This window comes from Niallia taxi (genome assembly GCF_032818155.1).
Taxonomy (GTDB): Bacteria; Bacillota; Bacilli; order Bacillales; family Cytobacillaceae; genus Niallia; species Niallia taxi_A.
The window spans coordinates 2,349,750-2,373,265 of the sequence record NZ_CP102589.1 but is presented as its reverse complement, the minus strand read 5'-3'; the positions used below and the strand labels follow the sequence as shown (position 1 = coordinate 2,373,265).

The following is a 23,516-nucleotide window of genomic DNA, read 5'->3' as shown; positions in this document are numbered from 1 at the left end:
TACCAATAAATAAAAAAACGCCTATTTGGCGTTTTAGTTTAATTCCTATGAATGGATATTTAACAAAAATGAAAACAATTTCGGTTATTTAACAGGAACTTGGAACCTTTTTACCGAAAATGGGCTAATATTATGTTCCGTTTCCCCTGTTGCTGCGAGATCACTTAAGATTTGGCCGACTACACTGCTGAATTTAAAGCCATGTCCCGAGAAGCCGGCAGCAATAGCAACATTTTTATAAGTAGGATGAAGGTCAATGATAAAGTCTTCATCCGGCGTCAGAGTGTACGTGCATGTCTTCCCAAATTTTAATTCCTTTGTTAATGGCATATAAGTGGATAGGAACTGCTGCACATCTCCTGAATCCTCCGCTACTTCGCCAAAAGGGCTGACCGCTACGTCTGGATCCATCTTGATGCCTCCGTCATGCCTGCCTATCTTTAGGCCAGCTTCCGCAATGCTTGGGAAGCCATAATACATTCCTTGATCTGTTTCAAAGGAAAACGCCGGAAAGTTTTCGCTGCCATAATGCGCATCGTCTGCCTCAAACCAGGCGAATGTTTTTCTTGTGGGGCTTAATGGGAGATGGAGATCAAGCTTCGCTAGAAGCTTCCCTGCCCATGCACCTCCACTAACAATAAGGGAATTTGCTTGATACGTATTGCTTGCTGTTTTAACTGTTACAGAACTTTCCTGTACCTCTATATCTAACACTTTTGTGTATGTAAGCAGATCCGCACCTCTTTCAATCGCAAGCTTTTTATAGGCTTCGATGCATGCCTCGCTTTTAAGTACACCAGATGATTTTTCAAAACAGCCGATATAATTGTCAGGAAGCTTAATACCTGGCCAACGCTCCATCACCTGATTAGCATCTAATTTATCGACTGCAAGCTTATATGTATGTGCGCTATCAATAATATTTTTCAGGAAAACAGAATCATCTTTCCCTATGTTCAGGACACCCGTTTGTAAGAACAGCTCCTCTTTAGAAAGCTCCGCAAGCTCCATCCATAGCTCTTGAGCTTTTAATGCTAACGGCACATATTCCGCACCTTCTCCATATGCATGCCTGATTATGCGGGTATCACCATGGTGACTACCGTTCGTGTGCGGTGGATCAAAAGCATCTATCAGTAGTGTTTTAATCCCTCGTTTCGCTAAGTAGTAGCCTGCCGCCATTCCCATTGAACCAGCGCCAACTATTATTGCATCATATTGCGTCATAACGATAACTCCTCTCTTTCGAAACAAACTCTCTTGTTATAAAGCCAATCATATCATTGTTCTACTTTCGGAAAAATAAAAAAATAAACACTAAACAAAAAAATGGCTTCGTCAAAATAAGGATATGCTCACTAACTAGGAACACGCATACTTTATAAAGAGTCTGACAAAGAGGTGAATTACATGCAATTTGGACCATTCCAGCCGTATATGCCTTGGGGACAAGGACAACAAAGCTACAATCCATACGGAAATTGGCAACAATCTCCACATTCCAACCCATACGGAGGCTGGCAAGGCTATCAGCAGCCGTCCTTTGACAACTGGAACCACAACTACCATGATCATGATCATTATCCATTTGGAGGCTACCAGCAGCCTTATCAACACCAAAACTGGCAGGACCCTCATAACGCATTCCAACAAAATTATTGGAAAAAGGGTCATCATCACCCAAATGGCCACTGGGATGAATGGCATAAGCAATATCCACAAGGACGTTAATCCAGGGAAAAGGGGTGATTATTCACCTCTTTTTTCTATTTAACAATGAACGTAATTTATATCAGCTAGGCGGAAGGGTAATGGAATAATAGATAAGTTTGAGTATTTAGCAAGGCAGGAAACGCTATGAGTAGATTTATGAAGAAGCAGTTAAAACTTATTTATATATGTTGCAAAAAATATTATCTGTCCAATGACTTAATAAGCCTGCTGAAAAATGATGTAACTAAGCAGTTGAAGCGCTCAAGATTCGCTCGTGTAAATACCTGCAGCCTCATGCTTTAAAGACGTTACTATTATTTAGGCTTAGAAACTAAAAATAAGCAGGAGGACAGCCCTCCTGCTTATTTCTTTATACTTGTTTAGAATTTGTTTTCAATACTTCCACTGGTCTTGTTAGCAGCGAAACTACTGTTAGTACTACAAGGTTGATAATTAATGCAATGATTCCCACATTAAAATCCTGAATTGCTTGTGGCAGGAATGGGAATATTGTTCCGACTGTTGAGCCAGAAATCGTCACAAACGCAACCGTTGCTACACCTGCTGAGATACCGGCAAATGCACCTGCTTTTGTTACGAAATTATTTTTCATTAAACTGAACAATAGTGTTGGGAATAGCTGTGTTACTAAGCTATAGCCCATAAGAAGCAAGGCAACTAATGTTCCGCCGCCCTTGAAAGTAACAAATACGGAAATCAATGCAACGACTGGAACTAGATAACGTGCCATATTTGTAACCTGCTTGTCTGTTGCACTTGGCTTTAATACTTTGTAGACGTTTTTTGCAAGGAGTGTTGCTGCTGCCATCAAAATCATCGAACCAGGAACAAGCGCAGTTAAAATCCCAGCTGCTCCAATAATACCTACTACCCATGGATCAAATGTTTGAATGGACAAGCGAAGCAATGCCAAATCTGTGTCTGCTCCAGTTAATGTTGGTACTTGCAGGATTGCTGCAAATCCTACGAAAAAGACGAATAAAAGAACCAATTGATATAATGGCATGAATATAGCATTTTTTCGGAACGCTTTTTCTCCTTGTGAGGAATAAATAGAACCGAATGTATGTGGCCACATATAAAATCCTAAAGCAGTTAGTAAAACAGTTGTTACAAACCAAGAAGAGCTTTGTCCGGAATCTGGCAAGGAAAGAAAGCCTGCCTTCGCTGAATCAATTGCTTCAAACATTGGCTGGATACCGCCATAATAATGATGCGGTAAATAAATTCCCAAGAAAAGTACAACACCAAGAATAAGGATATCCTTCGCAACAGCTGTCCAGGCAGATCCGTGAATCCCTGATACCATGACATAAACGGTTACAACAACAATGCCAATCCAGATTGCTACTGTTGGTGAAATATGACCATAGGATGCTTCTGATACAATGATGCCAAGTCCTTTTAATTGAAGAACAAAGTATGGAATCATTGCGACAAATCCAACAAGAGACACAAGAATTCCTAAATAAGGACTTTTGTATTTGCTGACGAAAAAGTCTGATTGAGAAACGAGCCTGTTATCCTTAGCATAACGCCAGATTTTTGGAAGTAAAAAGTAAGACATAATATAAGCAAGTGCACCGTATGAAATAATATAATACGTTGGTCCACCTTTACTATAAGCCCAGCCGCTCCCACCAAGGAAGGTAAAGGTTGTATAGATCTCTCCTGCCATCAATACAAATACTAGAACAGATCCAAAGCCTCTTCCTCCAACAGACCATTGCTCCAGATCCATGTCTTTTCCTTTTTTTGCACGTATTCCTAAAAAGATTGATAATAGCATTGTGGCAAAAATGATGACTAATGCTGCGTTCATTCTGTTTCACCTTCTTTGTTTTTTGGATCGATTTTATAAATAATTGCCATAATAACAGATGTTAGTACTGTCCATAGCACACACCAAAACAGCAAAAACGGCATTCCTAACACATATGGTGTAACCTGGTTAAATACGTATGCTCCTCCAAGCATAAAAACAAACGGAAGCAGAGCCAATACTTTAATCATTATGTTCACCCCTCAATTTAAGCTTCTAGTAGTTTAATAGCACTATAGACAAACAGGTTAACTCCCTTTTCAAGCGACTCCTCGTCAATCTCAAATCGGGCATGATGGTGAGGGAAGTCTGCATTCTTCTCTGGATTGCCGGCACCAATATAAAAGAAGGAACCTTCTGTTACTTGCTGGAAGGCAGAAAAGTCTTCGCCACCCATATTCGGCTTCATTTTGTCAATTGCTTCCTCTCCGTACACTTCTGCAACGGTTGCTTCGAGTACTTCTGTGACACGAGCATCATTAATGACAGGTCTGTAGCCGAACTCATAGTTAAATTCATAAGCTGCACCGTGTGCTTCTGTTATCCCTTTAATGACTCTTTCCATAAGCTTTGGCACTTCCTTGCGTAAATCAGGGTCGAAGCTGCGCACAGTCCCGCAAATTTCTACAGAACCAGGAATAACATTATGTGTTGTCCCGCCAATAAATTTAGTGACAGACAGAACAAGATTATCGAGTGGATCTGTGTTTCTTGAAACAATATGCTGCAGGTTTGTTACTACCTGTGAGGCAACTGCAATGGAATCAACGGTTTGATGCGGAAGTGCCGCGTGGCCGCCTTTGCCGTTCACAGTAAGATAGAAAGTATCTGGTGAAGCCATCATCGGTCCATATACAATTCCAATCTTGCCTATTTCAAGCGGTGACCATAAATGAGCACCAATTACTGTATCCACGCCATCCATGACACCTGCTTGGACCATTTCCTCCGCTCCTCCAGGAAACAGCTCCTCTGCGTGCTGGAATAACAGGCGAATTTCACCATGTAATTGATCCTTAAGAGTAGATAAAACCTTTGCTGCACCAAGCAGCATGGCAGTATGACCATCATGACCGCATGCGTGCATCACACCAGGGTTTGTTGAAGCATATTCTACATCGTTTTCTTCCTGAATTGGCAAGGCATCCATATCTGCTCGAATTGCTACGACTTTACCAGGAGCTGCACCGATAATACGGCCAACCACGCTTGTTTTTGTTGGTCTCGTTAGCTCAATGTTTCCAAAGGATTGTAGCTGATCATAAATATATTGAGATGTTTTTTCTTCTTCAAAGCTAAGCTCCGGATTTTGATGAAGGTAGCGTCTATATGTAATTACCTCGTCTTTTACGGCATCAATTATTGCTTGTATAGAATTTGTTGTTGCTGTCATTATGTATCACTCCTTTTAGTTTTTATCTAGCTTTTCGAGTATCTTTTTCAATAGGTGAACAGATTGTACACAATCATCCAGTGATGTCCATTCCGCAGGATTATGACTAATGCCATCTTTACTGCGGGCAAATATCATCGCAGAAGGTAGATGACTGCCGAGAACCATTGCATCATGGCCAGCACCGCTTGGCAGATAGAGAGGCTTTATCCCCATCTCATCCATTGATACTGTAAGCAGGTTCTTCATTACATCTGGGACAAGCATTGGCGAAACCTTTAAGGTTTGCTCATAAGACAAAGTAATTCCATACTTAGCTGAAATAGCTTCAGCCTTGTCAATTGTTAGCTGAACGAGCTCACTTACCTTGTCTTCATAGATGTCGCGTATATCAACAAACATTTCGACTTTTCCTGGAATAACATTGACACCGTTTGGATGTACTTGGAGCTTCCCGACTGTCGCTACAGCAGTGGGGCTTACACTTGGTGGCAAATGAGGAATTGCGGCAATTAATTCGCCTGCAGCCACTAAAGCGTCGTGTCTGTCATCCATCGGTGTATTGCCAGCATGTCCTGCAGCACCAGCCAACGTAATTCTCAGCCAGCTCGGACCAGCAATCCCAGAGACAATTCCAACAGGCAGGTTCTCTTTTTCCAGCCGTTTGCCTTGCTCAATATGGACCTCGACATATGCTTTGATTTTTGACAAGTCTCTTTTAGCAGCAAAGAAGGAAGGTACAGACAAACCAATATTCTCGATTACTTGTTGAAAGCTTGCTCCATTGATGTCTACAAGACCAAGCTGTTTTTCTGCTTCTATGCTACCAGCCATTGCTCTGCTTCCCGTCAAACCACCATTAAATCGTGCACCCTCTTCATCTGTAAAGATGATCACTTCAAATGGATGCTCAGGCTGATGGTTTGTTTCCTTCCAGCTTTCGGCAACCTCCAGTGCGGCGAGTACGCCTAACGGTCCATCAAAATGACCTCCATTTGGCACACTATCTACATGAGAACCAGAAAGAATTACGGGCAAATCCGCTTGTTTCCCGGCTAATCTACCGATAATATTGCCTGCACCATCCTGTGTGACATCAAGACCTGCTTCTGTCATCCATTTTGCCACAAGCAGCTTTGCTTGTTGTTCCTCTGCAGAGAATCCGATTCGATACGAGCCGTTTTCCTCTGTAAGGCCAATTCTGGACAATTCATATAGTCTTTGTGCCAGCCTTGCTCCAATTACTCCTCCATGGTCATGGGAATGATCATAGTCGGATAAAAGAAGCTCATCCAATCTTCTAGCTGTTGAAGCTTCCATGTTGTACCCCCTCATAATTTGTATCATTATTTAGAAATTCTAGAATAGTTAGATAATTTTAAACATATCCAAACCAGACAAAATAACGCTAGCATTTTTGTCTGGTTTGGATAGTGCGTCGATTCAATCTGATGATTTTCGACATTTGTTTATTGTCTTCCAATCCCTTTTTTTACGTATTCATACAAATAAATAGCAAGCTGAAGCTCAAACATTTCCTTGCCCTCCAGGCTTTTAAGTCCCAAGATTTCCTTCACGTTTTGCAATCTGTATTTAATAGTATTTAAATGGACAAAACATTGTTTTGCTGTCAGTGTCATATTCTGTTTATTCTCCATATAAACCGTTAACGTTGACAGCAAATCTGTGCTGTGTGTCCTGTCATAATCAATTAACAGGCCGATTGTGCTATTCACATACCCGTGAAGCTCTTCTTGCTCTTGTTTAATAAATAAACGGTAAATACCAAGCGATTTATAGGAAAGAATAATTAAATCCTTGCCATTCGCTTTTATATAATCAGAGCAAATTTTTGCTTCCCGATGAGAGCTTTGAATTTCACTTATCTGCATAAATACTCTTCCAACACCGACATGAAATTCAAAATGTATTAAATCAGAAAGCTTTGCTTTCAAATCTTTAAAGAAGCTGTAGAAAATTTCGATGATTTCCTCCTCCGTTTTTCGGTCGTGAATCATCACAAGCACATCGTATTCCATATTTTTTTCCGATACGAGCACTTTATAATTCAGTTTTTTTATCTCTCGGAATAACAATCGGTGGAAATGCTGTTTCTTTACGTTCAGCTCTTCAAATTCAAGCAGCTGGTTCGGAATTTGAATATTAATGCATAAATACCGGTAGTTGTCTGACAGACCAATAATGTTTTTTTGCGGACCAGAAAAGAAATCAAATCTCTGGCTCAAAAGCTGATCTAATAAATAGCCTTCATATTTATAGTAATCAGAAAGCAGCCTTTCCTGACCGATAATTTCTCGTGCAAATATATTGTTGGCAAGGTCGATTGCCAGTAAATCCAATGTATCAAGATTATCTGAACCCTCGCTAAATATAGCTAGCAGTCCGATAATAATCCTTGCATCTGTTTTTATTGGTATGAGCGTTAACTTTTCTTCTTGGCAATACAAGCTCCCGTCTTTTGGCATATCTTCCTTAAATAAGGTAATAATTTTCGCCTTTTTAGAAGCACCTAATTCCTCAGAGTATGGAGACGAGGCAGAAAGAATGTCAAAAAACTCATTGTACACACACACCTCTTCTTCAATCAGCTGTGATAATGTACTAGTTATCTCTTCTAATCCCTTTTGGCTAATGGACGCTGTTGCAAGCTCTGCATGAATCTTTTTGGAGCGTTCTGTATCAGCAAAAAACTTCGCATTTTCGATCGCGATGCTTGCTTGAGCGGCAAAAGTTTCTAACAAAAGCAAATGATGCTCTGTGAAATGAACGTCCTCTGAAAAACTGTCAATTGTCAATACGCCAATACATTCGTCTTTGGACAGAAGGGGAGCACAAATTGTGCTGACAGGATGATAACGAAAGGCCCCAACTGCCTTTTGAAACAGACTTTTATTATCTCCTCTAATATTTTCCATGCCTCTCTCTGTTTCTTGAACATGACTAAATATTTGCCCTTTTTGACTCAAAAAGGTTTTACCTGTCATCCCTTCACCAGGATGTAATTTAATTTCCTGCAAATAGGAAAGCTCGACACCAACCCCGTTTTTTGCCGCAAGTTTGCCTGAACGCTTGTCATACACAAACAGCAGAATCGCATCGGCTCCATCTATTACATTTAATGTCTCATTTATTAATTGCTGCAGTACTTCATCTAAATCCAATGTAGAGGTAAGTGCTTGAGCAGCATTAATCAAACTCATAAGTTGTTTATCTTTATTCAATGATGATTCCTCCAGCCAGCACTAATTCAGTCTATATATTGTAGAATACAACAAAATATTCACACAATAAATAGTGAAAATCGATGTATAGCCTTTTCGGTTTAGCAAATCCTAACAAAATAGAACAAAAAAAACACCACTCCGTAAATGAAGTGATGCTCACCTTTTATTATTTAGCAAAAGTGTGGTTACCGATTTTCGTTGTCACTTTACGAGAAAGAATCCAGTCACTTGTTGATGTTTTAGGATTATAGAAGTATAAAGAACCTTTACTTAAACCTCGTGATGCAATTGCTTCTGTTACGGCTTTTTTCGATCCTGCGTCTGCAGCATTGTTAATAGTACCGTTTTGCACTGGAGTAAAGGCATAATACCCACTATCCTTCTGATAGATAACTGCTTTAATAGTGTCAGGAAAATCAGCATTATCCAGTCTGTTCAAAATAACTGTTGCAACTGCCACTTTACCTGCATAAGGTTCGCCTTTCGCCTCTGCTGAAACAAGACGTGCCATTAATTCCTTATCCGCTGCGGAAATAGTAGAAGCTGGAATAGTAAGAGTCTGTCCAGTATAAAGCATATTGCTTGTTGCTTTATTCGCGCTTTTTATGCTGTTTGCTGAAACACCGAAATTTTTTGCAATAATCCAATACGTTTCGCCGCTTTTCACTACATGATTAGATGCAGCCTTTGATTGTGTATTAAACCCGAATAGAGATAGGGCAATTGTTGAAACAACAAGAAGTTTTTTTAAGTTTTTCATAGATGATTAGCCTCCTAAGACTACGTTTTTAATACTCTAGTAGATTAACAGATGTAATATAGTTAGACATGCACCAAATTTTAACTATTAGCAAGCTAACATCATAAATGCTTGCTGCATAAGTTTCTGTTTTGTTGAGTTAGGAAGGCATTACCAATAAAAAAACCTCAAAAACTGCTTTTTTCTCACTTTGTTACAGGATTATTGCAGAAGTATTGCGTGATTAGCGCCTTTATTTAACTAATAGTTTATTTAAGTCTATTAATTATCGAGGATAAACCTTTGTAAAATGCTCTACTGTCGGAAATGGGTCATAAAAGTGATGAAGCAGCTTTTTCCATTGTTCATATTCTGCAGACTGTCTGAAGCCAATCGTATGATCCTCAAGCTCTTTCCACCTGACCAGCAACAAATATTTACCCTTAGCCTCCATACAGCTTTGTAATTCATGATCGATATAGCCCTCCATGCTGGCAATAATTCGGGACGCATCCATAAAGGCCTGTTCAAATTTTTGCTCCATTCCTTCCCTTACTTGAAGCATAGCAGCTTCTAAAATCATGCTTGTTCCTCCCATCTATACTGATGTAATTCTTTTCTACACAGGTTGTAAGATTCCTGCTGTGTTTTTCTTAATTAAGAAAAAGACACTGCAGGTAAGTCGGTGTCTTTTTAATAGGAATGATAAAAATTATTTGTTTCGTTTAACCATATTTGCATATATGCCGGAAGTTTATCCTGCTTTTCCAGCAAGCTGTTTATTGCCTCTAAGCCGATTTCTCTTTTTTCTTCTATATAATAAGCAGATATGGCTATCTCATAGTCAAACAAATAGTCATGAACAGGAAAATCTACAAACAGCAGGTCATCGACAGGAAAAGAAATCGTTTTTCCTTCTGCTGCATACAAGTATGCAATACGATGGTTCTTATTTTCTCGATGAATTCTTGCGAGATGATAAATTGCTTCGCCTCTTGAAGGCCGAAATTCCCATGCTCTTTGTAAATGAAGCAAAGCTAATGACAAAAAACGGTCTGCTTTTTCTCCCGCTGGGAAATACATGGAAAGCTGTTCATATGCTAGACCAATTTTAAGCATACTATAGTAGATTTCTTCCTCCCATCCACCTTCCTTTATTCGCTTTTGATATGCTTCAATCGCATTGTCCCATTCCTGCAAATCATAATAGGTTTGTGCTAAATAAAATAAATATCTCCGTTTCAAATGCTTGTCATTTTCATTATCATTAATTGCAGCCTCTAGTAATCGTTTGTCTCTTTCGAACTTATCCTGTTTGCTTCCGCCATCTTCTTTGTCTAAAATATACAAAGATGTCAGCTTTCCAATCTCGATTATGTTAGTGGCATCTCTTCTCATTTCCCAATACTCATGTGTCACACCGACAGATTCCCACTGTCTCCTTGCACTAATTAACCTCGTATTCCAATATTTCAAAGCATTATTCATTTGCATTATTAAATATTGATCAGCTGATAATTCCTTTTTCGTAAATCCTTCCTTCACTTGCAAAATCATGTCTGCATCGAGTAAAAGGATATAATCACAATCAGGATATGTCTGTTGGGCAAGTTTCACGGATAGCGTTCTATTGTATCCGAAATTCTGAAATGGAGTATGATGCACCGTGCAGTTCTTGCCATTAACACTCGCCCAGTTTTCTATTATTTGAACAGTGTCGTCTGTTGAGCCTGTGTCACAAATCGATAAAGAATCAATGATGGGAGCGGCAGATTGAAGACATCTTTCTATAATCCGGGATTCGTTTTTGACAATCATGCAAAGTGTTATATTCGTCATGGTATTTCCTCCTCTACTTGCGGTACGATCCACTACCTGTTACAAATATAGTATGATTTATGCTTATTTTTGGCAGGACGAGTATCTCTATAACTGTTTTCTATTTTTCCTTATCCAATAAATCTTGAAAGTTGACGGTGAAATCGCTCTCATTTATAATTCAATTTAGGCTTATGAGGCACTATTGCCAATTCTTACACATCTAGCAAGCTAAAAACCTAGATGAATTTTTTAGGACAACCATAAAGGGGGAAAAATCATGAGAACCATGAAGCTAGGAGCAAGCAGCTTAGAAGTTCCAGTCGTTTCGGTTGGCTGTATGCGTATTAACTCACTTGATAAGAAAGAGGCAGAGCATTTTGTACAAACTGCTTTAGAACAAGGAGCAAACTTTTTCGACCATGCCGATATATACGGTGCAGGAAGCTGTGAGGAAATTTTTGCTGAAGCAATACATATGAATGCAGAAGTTCGTGAAAACATTATCTTGCAATCAAAATGCGGAATTCGCAAAGGAATGTTTGATTTTTCAAAAGAGCATATTCTTGAATCTGTGGACAACAGCTTAAAAAGATTGAACACAGACTATCTTGATATCCTCCTATTGCATCGCCCTGATACACTTGTTGAACCAGAGGAAGTAGCTGAGGCTTTTGACATTCTTGAAAGTTCAGGGAAAGTCCGCCATTTCGGTGTGTCTAATCAAAACCCTATGCAAATTCAGCTATTACAAAAGTTTGTCAAACAACCGATTGTTGCAAACCAGCTTCAATTGAGCATTACTAATTCCACCATGATTTCTAGTGGCTTTAATGTGAATATGGAGAATGATGCGGCAGTTAATCGTGACGGAGGAATTCTTGATTTTTGCAGACTTCATGACATAACAATTCAGCCTTGGTCTCCATTCCAATATGGATTCTTTGAAGGAGTATTCTTGGATAATGAGAAATTCCCTGAATTGAACCAAAAAATCAATGAAATCGCCGATAAATACAGTGTCAGCAACACAACAATTGCAATCGCATGGCTATTACGCCATCCTGCAAAAATGCAGCCAGTCATCGGCACAATGAATGAAACAAGATTGAAGGACTGCGTTAAAGCAAGCGACATTCATTTATCAAGACAAGAATGGTATGACATTTTCCGCGCAGCAGGGAATATCCTTCCATAATAAAAATGGCAGCTTCCTATACAGAAGCTGCCATTTTTATTACTAATTAGGATCTGGGAACAAATAAGATAATACCTGCACCAATTAAACATACTCCTGCACCTATCCAATCATATAAATCAGGCGTTTTTTTATCGATGCCCCAACCCCAAAGCACAGACAAAATAATAAATACGCCCCCGTAGGCTGCATAAACCTTGCCGAAAGAAGGAAAAGTTTGAAAAGTTGCTACTACGCCATACAGCACTAAAGCAATAGCACCAAATATTCCGAAATGAAGCGGTTTTCCCTCTCTTAACCATATCCAAATAAGATAGCCGCCACCTATTTCAGCAAGCCCTGCAATTATAAACATCATAATAGAATAAACCATATAGAGATAACTCCTAAAACAATTTAATTTTTGTTACTATCAAACTAATTTATACATTCTCACAGTGTCTCCCATTAAAAATTATGATGGAAAACAGACCTAACTTCAATAAAAAACCCACATTCTCAATAAAATGTGGGCTTGATACTACTTATTCATTTTGGTCGTCTGTATCTTCATTTAAAGGGTTCTTTAATATTTGCTTAATTTCACCAATATCGCCCTTTGCATTAATAATTTCAAAAATCTGATTTAAGCCTTCACTTGTTGTATCTTCTTGTTTACTCATTGCTATACCTCCTTTATTCTTTCTGTATTTTTTGCTTTGGCAGAAATTTTATGTAATAGGAGCTAAATAAAAAGCCTTAAAAGAAGCGGTAGTCCCCGTCCTTTTAAGGCTAAAATACAATAGTGATAAGAATCATAATAGGCATTTTACTCTTATCTCCCTTTATATCGTCCAGAATCAACAATCATTTAATTCTTTAGGACGATAAACGTATCATCCTCTGTCGTGTATAAGGTCTAGCAACAAATTCTGTGCTGTTTCCGCATTATCTTGTCTGTAATGTGGAGAGTAAGGATCAGCAAATACATTACATTTTTTTATAGCGAGTGCGGTTTTTCCTCTAATAATTTTTCAACATATGCTGCTATCGTTTCAAAACGACAGGTTGCTGTAATGTATGATGCTCTTTTGCATAAGAGAATGGTATGTCCAGAGGTAAGCAGTTTAGAACAAATAACCTTAAATCTTTCTTTATTGAACCGCTTACAAAGTTGCATGTAGTAAAATAATTAAAGTTTTCTTCTTTTATGTGTTTTTCTCCATTATTGTAGTCCTTTATCCACTCTTTTCCCTTTAAAATCGACAATTCCAATTAACATAATCGATGCCAAAAGAATACCTGCGCCAATGATGTTCAACGGTGTTAATTCAACTGGGAAAAACGGGAAAGATACAACTGCCAGCAAAACTGGGCTTGATGCCCTCATAATATTTGCTATTGAAAATCTAATTCGTTTCAATGCCTCATACAAAAACAATGTTCCTAAGAAGCCTGTCATAAGGGAAGCAATTGTTGAAAACGCAACACCGCTTGACGTTATATGCCAGCTTGACGGGAAAATCAACATATATATCCCAAGTAAAGCCCCTGTCCATATGCTATTTGTGAACAGAATCGAATTGGAATGAACGCCCTTCTCCATCCGTTGTTTCACTAATACATTACTTAATGCAAAAAAGAAGGTATACATTATTGCACAAATGATTCCGATTATGGATAGGCTGCCACTGTCCCTTGGTGCAATAAACATAAATGTGCCACTAACTGCAACCAGAACAAGCAGCCACTCGATTTTCGAAATTTTTTCTTTTAACATAAAGAACGATAACAGAACAGCAAAAACTGTATAAAATCTTCCTAAAAAACCGATTTGAACAGGAGAAAGTAAACTTAAACTAACATACATAAGTAATACACCCATTACATTACAGCAAGATAAAATGGTCATATCCTTTGACACATAAAATCTAACAGGGCGCTTTAGCACGAGTCCCCAAATATAACAGGCGATAATTATTGTGCATGCATTGATGAAAGCGGCAGTGCTCGCAGATATTGTTTGAAGACCAAACTTAGCAATTAGCGGCCCGATACCCATCATCAATATGGAGGCAATATTATACATATATCCTTTCAGCAATTGTTAACCTCCTGTATTTAATTATTCTCTTCTTAATGGCTAGTATTATTTTATGAATGAACAGAAGGATGGTTCTTTCATCATTTGTTAACATACCAAAAACTGCTGGATAAGCAGCTTTATTCACTCGCTTTAGACCATTATTAGCGTAAAAATCCAGCTGACATACCGCCAACTGGATAAATGACTATGTATCCGTACTTATTTCTTCCCATTCCTGATCCATATAGTGAACAAGCCAATTAAAGGCATAATGCCTTTCATATACAACACCTTCATCTAATGCAGCTGGAATGTCTGTACCGTGCAGCTGGGCATTTCGGACTGACCAATGAGCACGATAGATAAAGTCTAATTCATCGAGAATAATGCTTTTTTGTTTAACAGCAGCTTTGTTTATTAGGTCATCCTTCGAGCTGTTCAGAACAACATCAAACAACAGATCAACATCACAAGTGTTATCAGGGGAATTTAATTCTGGGACAAGACCTACAGACCATAAAAGGACCCATATACTTTCTAATTTCCATGAATAATTTATTTTGTCCTGTTCATTTGTGGTCGCAGACTCCATAAATTGACGTTCTTCATACGAAAAAAGATTGTTAGCTTGAAATTCCTCAACTGCTTCTTCCAAATACTCATCAGGTGCTTCGAGTGCTTTAGCAGCAGTTATCGCTAAAGGAATTATTCGGTTAATAATCTCCACCTTAGAACGGATAAGTACATCTCTCTCAGCCTCTACATATGGTAAGTGTTCGTTTATCGGCACATTTATACGCATTAGTTCCTTTTCTGACCGCGATTTACGCAGCATTTGACTCGTCATTTTATCACAACCTTATAAAACATTTTTTCCTTCTTTTTTATTTCAACATGCAGGTTCCATTTTCCTTTTCCAACAGAAAAAAAGCGGTTATCCATGGCTATGAATAATAACTGTAAATAACAACAAACTATATATACGTGTACATAAGATTAATGCCTGCTTGTTTAAGGTGATAGGAGGAAAAAAATGCATCTTCTACTTTCCATAACTCTGATATTAGTATGTTATTTCAGGAAGGATTGGAAAAAAATCCATACCTATCATCTTACTGTGATGTACATAATTATTTGTGATTTACTATATAATCTTCTTTGTCATAGTAAACCATTATGGAGATATACGCCTGATATTTTTCATCATTATCCCATTTTAGTGGACATACTGCACAGCTTCGTAAATTTGCCTGCCTTAGCACTGCTTTACTTGGCGAACTACCCTTTTGAAGGAAACAATGTCATCCAAAGCAAATATATTCTTAAATGGATCATATGCTCATTTTTAGTAGAATCGGTCTTTTTGTATTTTAAGCGGATTGAATTGATAAACGGCTATGAGGTATGGATGGAGATTCCTTTTTACAGTACTATGTACGTGATGCTTCGCTTGCATCATAAACGTCCCTTCCTATCTTATTTTCTGTCTGTATTAATCATTATCTTTTTATTATTTGTGTTTAAAATACCATTAAGATCATAACAGGTACAAATTCTATTCCAATCTTATAGACCAATACATAAATCCAGTTATCCTCCTGCCGACAATAGATGTACAAAAAATGGTGATAGAGGTATAGTATGACTGGGCGTTTTAAAAGAGTCCTCATGACTAAGAGCAATCATCAATTGTTACAGATTAATTCTTTCGAGTCTCACTGACAAGTACATAATAAAAGGCTATCTTCTCGTTATGGAAGATAGCCTTTACTATTTTGTCACAAAAGGACCAAAGCTGTCCTTCAGTTGTTAAATATCCATTTTTGGAGGTTCCTCCATCCAGCCTTTTTCCATCATTAGCTTAGCTCCTTCTAATGTATATTCAAAGGCATCTTTTGCAAAAATGGCGGATTTAGCAATAATATCATTTCGCAATGTAAAAGCCGAGCTGAATCCTTGTCCGCCAATGCTGAATCCTCCCAACAGATATGTACAGTATAGCATTAGCCTTTCTGAAAAAGGGGCATCAACCGAGGAAGTCAGCACACCTCCCGGCATTGTTGGAGAGGGAATATTGTTCTCTAAAAGTATTTTCTCCGTCCCTTGCAATATTTCCTCTGAAATCTGCTGTCCCTTTGTGAAATATTGCTTTGCCTCTTTATCCTTCGAGCATTGTGCGAATGCCTTCATCAGCTGCATGCCGAAAAGATTTGTTTCCACAGAATGATAAAGGAGTCCATATTCGACCGTATTTAATTGCCTTTTTTGGCCAAGAAGGTTGGTTCCTTTCATATAAGAAGTATCTGTGATGAAATCAATGGAGTTCGGCAGCTTTATTGTCGTCGGCAGCTTAGAAAAACCATTCTTAAGTAAATAATCTGTAAAATGGTGGTAATATAAATGAGTAATTTCCGTCAGTTCTCGATAAAAGTTAATAATTTCTGCTCGGTAAGAAATGGTCGTATGAAGGACATACATCCCCATGCTTATTTCCTTTAAAATTCGGCAGAACATAATATCAAAACCATTTGTAAACAATGCAGGCGCATTCTCATGAAAGTCCTCCTTTGTAAAGCCGGATGGTTTAGCTGCTCCTGCCTTCTCCATGATTCCTTCCATTTCCCTAACTTTCTTTTCAAGCTTTTCATATAAGCCACTCATTAATGTTTTCGCTTTATGATCTTCTGCATGTTGAATTAGATGCTCTAAAATTCGTAGTATCATTGTTTTTTTATGATAGGTTGTCCATAATGCACCAAATTCTACAGAGGTTAATTTATCACTATTCATCTGTTTCATGCTCCTTCAAAACACTGAAAATTTTTTCGGTATCATTAGTATTTGTGGCAAAAACAATTCTATACCATTTTTTTCATTATAAGAAAGAGGGATGATTTGTTTATCTACTAGATACTATAAAACAATAGACAAACCGGTGCTCATATTACTACAAATTTTTTAGTGCCGCTTTTTTAACTGCCCATACATGGTGTGCATGAATCAACAGGGACAGACTTTTTTTCACATCCACCCATTCCATACTATATTCGGTTTCCATCGGATTTTGCACACATTCCCCAATCGATGTTAAGTAAAAATAGCCATCATTATAAATTGGGTTATTTTTAAGGGATGTAAAGTAGTTGCTTGCATTACCTATGTATTTTGCTTTTTCTAGTGTATATCCGGTTTCTTCAAGCACTTCTCTTGCTAGACAATCTAGATTAGATTCACCCACTTCCACTCCTCCTCCAGGCAAAAAATAATGACCATGAGAGTTTAACACTGTCATCACCTTACCTTCTAACAAAGTTACTGCATATACGCCTTTTCGGTAGCAATAATGGCTATTCGTTACTTTTTCACCAAATACTTCATTCAATCCGCTCTCAGCCTTTCCATATTGAATTTAAGTATGTCTTGCCATGACAATCGTATTGTAATAACAGCCATCCGCTAGCAGTTTATCGTTTTTTAATATACCCTCTACTTCAAAGCCATGTTTTTTATACAAACGAATCGCATTTTGATTTAACTCAAGAACATGTAAGGAAAGCTTCTTTAAGCCTATGCGTTCCGCCCAATCGATGGAGTTTTTAAGGAGCATACTGCCGATTCCGTATCCCCAATATTCCTTCAAAACACAAACACCAAATTCAGCTTTATGAGATATGCGCTTAAAATCGCTGCCTTCGCATCTTGAAAAGCCAACAAGCTTTCCTTTTGATTCTACTACTAAAAATAGGTTGTTTTTAGCATTGGAATCACGCGCAATCACCTTTATGAATGCTTGCTCGTCTAAGTAGCCTTCGCCTTTTACCCTGTCCAGATTTTCGGTTTCTCCATCAATTTGCAGCCTTAGGGCTGATAGGCTTTGAGCATCTTTTTCTTTAGCTGTTCTTATGTAAAACGTTTCGTTTTTGTTTTGGAATTGCATTCCCTCTGTATTTACTTTCATCAGCAACTCTCCCTGTTTTTTTATTATGTTACAAAGCAAAAAAAGACTCCTGTGAGCAGAGTCTGTTCTTTATTTGTTAGTTGGTTTTTAACATAAATATCTTATTTTCCTATTTTAACAATCAAGTGAAATGGCTACAATACATTTTCCAATTTCTTTACAAAGATGGAAGCTGCCCTAAAAAGACAGCCTTACTCTTGTTTCTCCTTTATTTGTTCACGGATTTGTTCAAGCTCCTTTAAGGAAAGCTTATTCAATGATTTTTTTATTTCTTCTTCTACATCCTTCCTGTTGCTTTCCTTATATTCATCCCACCATTCTTTGAGACCTTCTGTGTTTTGAAGTAAATATGTAACATCTATTTCTTCCACTTCATCGTCCGAAATATAATTCATAACAGCTGCCAGCATTCGATTCAACTCAGCTATTTGATCCTTACTGCTTTCTTTATTAAGCGGAACAACATTCGATTCTTTTTCTGCTGTCACATCTGGTTCAGCTTCTGTTTTCTTTGGCATAGTCAGCCTCCTTGCCTTTTTCTTTCTATAGTATTGCCCTTATGCTATTTTCTATGGATAATTTTTTGTGTTTTTACTCCAATATTCCTGTTCCCAGAAGGGCAGGAATTCGTTATACTCAATATATGTAAACGCTTTAATAACCTTATGAAAGTGCAGGTGTTGCGCTTGGTTAACCATAAAATTGTCGTTGCTGGCTGTGGAGGAATGTCTCATACTTGGATTGAATATGCCTTACAGCGAAAAAATGCTGAAATTGTAGGGCTCGTTGATTTACAAACAGAAACTGCTGCAGCATTAGCTGAAAAGTTCACGCTGAATGTGCCTGTGTTTTCAGATTTAACAGAGGCTATAAAAAATACTGGTGCGAATCTAGTGTTTGATATCACCATTCCTGCAGCACATCCAATGATTGTATCTGCTGCATTAAAGCTTAACTGTCATGTATTTGGTGAAAAACCGATGGCAGAAACGCTCGATGCAGCGAAAGATTTGGTTCTAGCGTCCGAACTATCAGGTAAAAGATACACGGTCATGCAGAATAGACGGTTTAACAAACAAATACGAGCCTATCAGGAGCTGCTTCAATCCGGAGTAATCGGAAAGATTGGCTCCCTTCATGCTAGCTTTTTCCTTGGTCCTCATTTTGGCGGTTTTCGGGACATGATGGATAACCCATTAATTGTCGATATGGCCATACATACATTTGACCAAGCACGATTTCTTCTTCAAGCAAATCCAGTGTCCGTCTATTGCCATGAATACAATCCACCAGGCTCCTGGTATAAAGGCAATGCATCAGCCATTTGTATTTTTGAAATGGATGACGGCTCTGTATTTACGTATAACGGTTCTTGGTGTGCAGAAGGTCTCAACACCTCATGGGAATCAGACTGGCGTGCAACTGGAAGCTTAGGTAGCGGTGCATGGGATGGTATAAATACCCCATATGCAGAAAGAAAAGATTCTTCTGATGAGAATAGTTTTATTTATCCAGTCAAAAAACAAGTTTTTGAAGGAAGCTGGAACGGTCAAGAAGGTCATTGGGGCTGCCTTGATGAAATGTTTGCATCAATAGAAGCAAATAGAAACGCAGAAACGGACTGCAGGGATAATTTAAAAAGCATGATGATGGTTTTTGGAGCTGTCGAGAGCTCCAAAAAAGGAGAAAAAATTCATTTTTAAAGCTGGCGGTATCATCCGCCAGCTTTTTTTATCAGCTTATAACTTCTTGTTGGACAAGATTAATAATAATTTCCTTATCCCATAATGAGGTTAGCTGTTTAATATAACTGTCAGTAGAAAAATCCATCGGCATTAACCCGTTAAGAGGCTTTTTCGGGTGATAGAATCCAAGCGTTTCTAATGTTTCGCCAATCAGCTTGCTGCATGTGTAATCATTGCTTTTTGACGGAATAGAAAAGATCCTTCCTTCAATAACTTCTTCAATCATTTTCCATTGACCTGGATTCGGTATGCCATGCACCTTTTTAATATAATCAAATAGCTCTTCCTCGTTAATAGTGTCTTTAAGGAATCGGCGAACCGCATAAACTGGTGGAATATATGGAACAAGATCTGCTCCGTATGTTTTAAGACGATCTATCAGTTTAACAAGCTTTGGACCGGTTTTGTTATCATGCTCCATCACATCTTCTAGATTTATTAAAGCAGTAGATTCAAAGAAATATACTTCTCCATTTGGATCAGGTCTAACAACCATTCCTACATGAGACCATTTACTATGCTCCAGCTTTTCTACAAGTTTACTTATTTGGTAGTGGCCGCTAAATAAAACAATGTCGCCAGTTTTTAACTTTTTTTCCAAATCACTATATAAAATACTATTCATTTTTTTCCTCCATTGGTAGAGAGACCATAAAATCATGGTATAATTATACTATTAATTTGCTTTAGAGGAGTTATTTTATGAAAATATTCTCTCAGAATCGTCTTTTGGTTCTCTTTTTATTAGTAGCTGTATTGTTGACACCTGCCCAAAAGGCATTAGCTGCACAACCAATCAGCATAGGGAACAGCTTGGACGAGCTCAACATTACAAATAAGACATCCATCTATATTGATTATTACGATAAAATAAATCCAAAAAGTATTTTAGATAAGCAAAATGAGTTTAAGCCATTTAGTGAAACAGACGCTTCTGGTAGCATCAGTAATGCAAGCTACTGGATAAATGTGCCTCTAACTAATTCTTCTTCTAGTGAAAAGGAATTTTTGCTTGAAATTAAAAAGCCCCATTTAAGCTCAGTTACCTTATATAGAGAAGTTGCGGGTAAGCTTATAGAAGAGGATACAATCGGATATAGCCTTCCATTTGATGTCAGAGAAATAAAACATAAAAATTTGCTATTTCCCATTAAACTAAAGGCAGATGGAGAACAGGATTATTTTCTGAAAATAAAGACAGAAACTTTTTTTCAAGCACCAATAGTCCTTTGGGACCCCATTTCCTTTTCAACAAATAACTATCTCAGTCAAACTGGCTATGGAATCTATTATGGGATCATGATTGCCATGATTATATACAATTGCTTTTTGTTCTTTTCTTTGAGAGAAAAAACGTACTTATACTACATTCTCTTTGTAATCGGCTTTACGATCATGCAGTTAATTTGGGACGGATATGCTTTCCAATTTCTATGGGGGGATTTTCCTTGGTGGGCGTTAAGGTCAAATTCGTTCTTTATCATCTTCTCTTCTATTTTTGCTTTGCAATTTACAAAGCATTTTCTGCAGCTAAATATAGTAGCTCCACTGCTTAATAGACTGATTAATTGGGTTGTTGCGGTTGCAGTTGTATCACTCTTGTCACCTTTTATCGTTGCACCTTCTCTCGCCACGATGATCAGTACGGTCATTGCAACGGTGTTTGTTGGATTTATTATTGCTATTGCAATCACGGTTAGAGCCACCTCAAGGGAAGCCATCTATTTCTTAGCAGCGTGGAGCTTGCTGGTAATAGGTGTCATCGTTAACTTACTTGCTGCTTATAAGCTTGTACCGCTCCATGCTGTGATACTAAATGGACCAAAAATCGGTGCGCTTGCAGAAGTGTTTATCTTATCGCTTGGTCTTGCTGACAAAATCAAACGGATTAATCTGGAGAAGGAAAAAGAGTCAAAAAAATATTATATCCAATCTCTTCTTCATAATTCCTATAAGAGTATGGAGGAAATAGAGGAAACACCTGCTTTAATTGAAAGTGGTTTAAAAACATTGCAGGATGCGACTAATTTTCCTAATGGTATGTTTTTGGAGCGCGGACAGGACGGCTGGAATATTTCGGCACAAGAGGGTCAGACCATTGAAGCTAATCAACTAACTGTTGCAGAAGAGCTTATGAAAAAACCACAGTTCTTGGCAAATATTCATAATAATCCATTCGGTATACAAAATGACATTCATTCGTTACTTTCTATTCCAGTTAAAGTTGCTAAAAAGGAAGGACTTTTCGTTGTTTTTGATGAGAATCAAGGAAAGTTGCAAAATTTTGAAGCGAAAATTATTACAGATTCCTTTGCAGATCAATTCCCGCGAATATTAACGAAGCTGGAAAACTATCAAAATTTAAAAGTTTCGGCTATGTTTGATCACTTAACCAATTTATATAATCGAAAGTATTTCTTTGAACAAATAACAGAGCTTTTCCAAATTACCAATAGTTTTCATGACCAGTCTTCGTTATTTTTAATAGATATTGATCATTTCAAAGGTGTTAATGACACATATGGCCATATGGTCGGTGATAAGGCGATTGTCTACGTTGCAAACATCATACACAAAGTTTGCCATACTAGCGGGATTGTTGGCAGATATGGCGGTGAGGAATTTATCGTGTTCCTCCCTAATACTTCCCAGCAACAAGCCTTCCTGCTTGCAAATCGGCTTGTTGCTGCTATGCAGCAGGAAGAGCTGCAGCTAGAAAATAATATCAGCCTGCCACTTACAATCAGTGTTGGATTTAGTACTAGTAAACCAGCTAAATCAAATTTGCATCAGCTTATCTTACATGCGGATAATGCTTTATATGTAGCTAAAGAACAGGGCCGAAATCGAGCTGTTGCGTATCAAGAAAATGTGAGAAGCCAAGTCTATTAATTTTATTATTTATTAGCAAGACACCGGACAGCTAACTGGTGTCTTCTTTTTTTGTTTTAAATAACGGGAAATTTCAATTTATTTGCACTTTGTACATTAAAAGGGTGTTATTATGTAGGAAATAACACAATGGGGAGTAATACGATGACATTTCAGCAGATTACTGTTTTACCATTACAACCACAGCATATCAGCAATATTAATAAAACAAATGAAGTCTTTCCAATAATTGGCCGCCTCGTCCCTTCCCTTATGAATGGTGTTTGGTCTCTTCAAGAAGAGCTTTATGAGCAGACAAAATATACTAAATTTCCGGATGATACGCTTCCTTGGCATGATTATATCCAAAATAACGACAAAGCTATGTTTCTAGCCTTTATCAACGGTGAATATGTTGGGCAAATTCGTCTTATAAAGGATTGGAATAAATTTTGTTATATCGAAAATATTGCTGTATGTAAAAAATTCCGACAAACCGGTGTCGGTAAAGTACTTTTTGCTAAAGCTGAAGACTGGGCATTATCTGCAGGACTACGTGGAATTTCTCTCGAAGCACAGGATGACAATCTTCTAGCCTGCAGATTCTATTTAAAACAAGGAATGGAGCTCGGCGGAGTTGATTCACTAAAGAATGCTTTCAACCCGAATATAGACAAAACATTGTATTGGTATAAAGTGTTCTAAAATAATCTAAAAGGCAAATAGTATAAGGATAAAATTCTGTATTATACCTTAACCAACCTCGCATACTAGTTTGTCCTGCCAAAAGCTGCAGTCTGTTTGTACTATTTCCTTATCTCAGCCATGTAGAAAAAACGGAACCTGTCTCCTCTTCATTTTAAAATAGCAGTACTCCCCTTTCCTCTGCATCCTATTTATTATGTGAAAATGAGCTTATTAAACATAA

Annotated in this window: 24 protein-coding genes; 6 read left to right on the top strand and 18 right to left on the bottom strand. The window is 37.9% G+C overall.

All coding sequences use genetic code 11. The features are described from left to right. Positions 1-84: 84 nt before the first annotated feature. Positions 85-1,227 carry an N-methyl-L-tryptophan oxidase gene (gene solA, locus NQZ71_RS11770; RefSeq protein ID WP_317010675.1) on the bottom strand — a complete coding sequence of 381 codons (1,143 nt, stop codon included), beginning with the start codon at positions 1,225-1,227 and terminating at the stop codon, positions 85-87. Between the two features lie 183 nt (positions 1,228-1,410). On the opposite strand from solA, the gene NQZ71_RS11765 reads away from it, so the two are divergent. Further along, positions 1,411-1,731 carry a hypothetical protein gene (locus tag NQZ71_RS11765; protein ID WP_260053877.1) on the top strand — a complete coding sequence of 107 codons (321 nt, stop codon included), beginning with the start codon at positions 1,411-1,413 and terminating at the stop codon, positions 1,729-1,731. Positions 1,732-2,083: 352 nt separating this feature from the next. Here NQZ71_RS11765 and NQZ71_RS11760 read toward each other — a convergent pair whose 3' ends face one another. The 8 genes from NQZ71_RS11760 to NQZ71_RS11725 all read right to left on the bottom strand — a co-directional run bounded on the left by NQZ71_RS11760 (position 2,084) and on the right by NQZ71_RS11725 (position 10,772). Continuing rightward, the gene (locus tag NQZ71_RS11760; protein ID WP_144455799.1) at positions 2,084-3,556 is read right to left on the bottom strand and encodes a sodium:solute symporter family protein; all 1,473 of its coding nucleotides are present in this window, start codon (positions 3,554-3,556) and stop codon (positions 2,084-2,086) included. Beyond that, the gene (locus NQZ71_RS11755; RefSeq protein ID WP_144455797.1) at positions 3,553-3,747 is read right to left on the bottom strand and encodes a DUF3311 domain-containing protein; all 195 of its coding nucleotides are present in this window, start codon (positions 3,745-3,747) and stop codon (positions 3,553-3,555) included. The genes NQZ71_RS11760 and NQZ71_RS11755 overlap by 4 nt, the downstream gene beginning before the upstream one ends. Positions 3,748-3,764: 17 nt before the next feature. Next, positions 3,765-4,949 (bottom strand): M20 family metallopeptidase, encoded by a 1,185-nt coding sequence (locus NQZ71_RS11750; protein ID WP_317010674.1) that lies wholly within the window; start codon positions 4,947-4,949, stop codon positions 3,765-3,767. 15 nt (positions 4,950-4,964) lie between these two features. After that, positions 4,965-6,269, bottom strand: coding sequence for a Zn-dependent hydrolase (locus NQZ71_RS11745; RefSeq protein ID WP_317010673.1), 1,305 nt, complete (start codon positions 6,267-6,269; stop codon positions 4,965-4,967). Positions 6,270-6,418: 149 nt separating this feature from the next. Further along, entirely contained in the window at positions 6,419-8,191 is a 1,773-nt protein-coding gene (locus NQZ71_RS11740) for a helix-turn-helix domain-containing protein (protein WP_317010672.1), read from the bottom strand. A gap of 169 nt (positions 8,192-8,360) precedes the next feature. Next, positions 8,361-8,954, bottom strand: a complete 594-nt coding sequence (locus tag NQZ71_RS11735) for a cell wall hydrolase (RefSeq protein ID WP_317010671.1) — start codon at positions 8,952-8,954, stop codon at positions 8,361-8,363. 265 nt (positions 8,955-9,219) lie between these two features. After that, positions 9,220-9,516 (bottom strand): antibiotic biosynthesis monooxygenase family protein, encoded by a 297-nt coding sequence (locus NQZ71_RS11730; protein WP_317010670.1) that lies wholly within the window; start codon positions 9,514-9,516, stop codon positions 9,220-9,222. A gap of 110 nt (positions 9,517-9,626) precedes the next feature. Continuing rightward, positions 9,627-10,772, bottom strand: a complete 1,146-nt coding sequence (locus tag NQZ71_RS11725) for a glycosyltransferase (protein ID WP_317010669.1) — start codon at positions 10,770-10,772, stop codon at positions 9,627-9,629. A 259-nt stretch (positions 10,773-11,031) separates the two neighbouring features. Between NQZ71_RS11725 and NQZ71_RS11720 the strand changes: the two genes are divergently transcribed. Continuing rightward, positions 11,032-11,949, top strand: a complete 918-nt coding sequence (locus NQZ71_RS11720; protein WP_317010668.1) for an aldo/keto reductase — start codon at positions 11,032-11,034, stop codon at positions 11,947-11,949. Between the two features lie 46 nt (positions 11,950-11,995). Here the strand turns inward: NQZ71_RS11720 and NQZ71_RS11715 are convergent, their stop codons facing one another. The 4 genes from NQZ71_RS11715 to NQZ71_RS11700 all read right to left on the bottom strand — a co-directional run bounded on the left by NQZ71_RS11715 (position 11,996) and on the right by NQZ71_RS11700 (position 14,861). Further along, a complete protein-coding gene (locus tag NQZ71_RS11715; RefSeq protein ID WP_317010667.1) occupies positions 11,996-12,322 on the bottom strand; it encodes a YnfA family protein in 327 nt (108 codons plus the stop codon). Between the two features lie 151 nt (positions 12,323-12,473). Then, positions 12,474-12,611, bottom strand: a complete 138-nt coding sequence (locus NQZ71_RS11710; RefSeq protein WP_186304087.1) for a hypothetical protein — start codon at positions 12,609-12,611, stop codon at positions 12,474-12,476. Between the two features lie 542 nt (positions 12,612-13,153). After that, positions 13,154-14,032, bottom strand: a complete 879-nt coding sequence (locus NQZ71_RS11705; protein WP_260053885.1) for a DMT family transporter — start codon at positions 14,030-14,032, stop codon at positions 13,154-13,156. A gap of 187 nt (positions 14,033-14,219) precedes the next feature. After that, a complete protein-coding gene (locus NQZ71_RS11700) occupies positions 14,220-14,861 on the bottom strand; it encodes a DUF4272 domain-containing protein (protein ID WP_317010666.1) in 642 nt (213 codons plus the stop codon). A gap of 186 nt (positions 14,862-15,047) precedes the next feature. On the opposite strand from NQZ71_RS11700, the gene NQZ71_RS11695 reads away from it, so the two are divergent. Beyond that, a complete protein-coding gene (locus NQZ71_RS11695; protein ID WP_144455778.1) occupies positions 15,048-15,557 on the top strand; it encodes a hypothetical protein in 510 nt (169 codons plus the stop codon). Between the two features lie 266 nt (positions 15,558-15,823). Here the strand turns inward: NQZ71_RS11695 and NQZ71_RS11690 are convergent, their stop codons facing one another. From NQZ71_RS11690 to NQZ71_RS11675, 4 genes are all read right to left on the bottom strand, one after another. Then, entirely contained in the window at positions 15,824-16,804 is a 981-nt protein-coding gene (locus tag NQZ71_RS11690; RefSeq protein WP_317010665.1) for a DUF3231 family protein, read from the bottom strand. A gap of 157 nt (positions 16,805-16,961) precedes the next feature. Continuing rightward, positions 16,962-17,396 carry an NUDIX domain-containing protein gene (locus NQZ71_RS11685; protein WP_317010664.1) on the bottom strand — a complete coding sequence of 145 codons (435 nt, stop codon included), beginning with the start codon at positions 17,394-17,396 and terminating at the stop codon, positions 16,962-16,964. Between the two features lie 27 nt (positions 17,397-17,423). Further along, the gene (locus tag NQZ71_RS11680; RefSeq protein ID WP_144455772.1) at positions 17,424-17,972 is read right to left on the bottom strand and encodes a GNAT family N-acetyltransferase; all 549 of its coding nucleotides are present in this window, start codon (positions 17,970-17,972) and stop codon (positions 17,424-17,426) included. Between the two features lie 191 nt (positions 17,973-18,163). Continuing rightward, positions 18,164-18,490: a hypothetical protein gene (locus NQZ71_RS11675; protein WP_144455770.1), complete on the bottom strand. Its 327-nt coding sequence runs from the start codon at positions 18,488-18,490 to the stop codon at positions 18,164-18,166. A gap of 168 nt (positions 18,491-18,658) precedes the next feature. Between NQZ71_RS11675 and NQZ71_RS11670 the strand changes: the two genes are divergently transcribed. Continuing rightward, on the top strand, positions 18,659-19,675 hold the full coding sequence (locus NQZ71_RS11670; RefSeq protein ID WP_317010663.1) for a Gfo/Idh/MocA family protein: 1,017 nt from the start codon (positions 18,659-18,661) through the stop codon (positions 19,673-19,675). Positions 19,676-19,706: 31 nt separating this feature from the next. On the opposite strand, the gene NQZ71_RS11665 is transcribed toward NQZ71_RS11670, so the two are convergent. Further along, positions 19,707-20,342 (bottom strand): C40 family peptidase, encoded by a 636-nt coding sequence (locus NQZ71_RS11665; protein WP_317010662.1) that lies wholly within the window; start codon positions 20,340-20,342, stop codon positions 19,707-19,709. 77 nt (positions 20,343-20,419) lie between these two features. Between NQZ71_RS11665 and NQZ71_RS11660 the strand changes: the two genes are divergently transcribed. Continuing rightward, positions 20,420-22,609, top strand: a complete 2,190-nt coding sequence (locus NQZ71_RS11660; RefSeq protein WP_317010661.1) for a diguanylate cyclase — start codon at positions 20,420-20,422, stop codon at positions 22,607-22,609. A 144-nt stretch (positions 22,610-22,753) separates the two neighbouring features. Further along, positions 22,754-23,293, top strand: a complete 540-nt coding sequence (locus tag NQZ71_RS11655) for a GNAT family N-acetyltransferase (protein WP_260053891.1) — start codon at positions 22,754-22,756, stop codon at positions 23,291-23,293. Positions 23,294-23,516 lie beyond the last annotated feature (223 nt).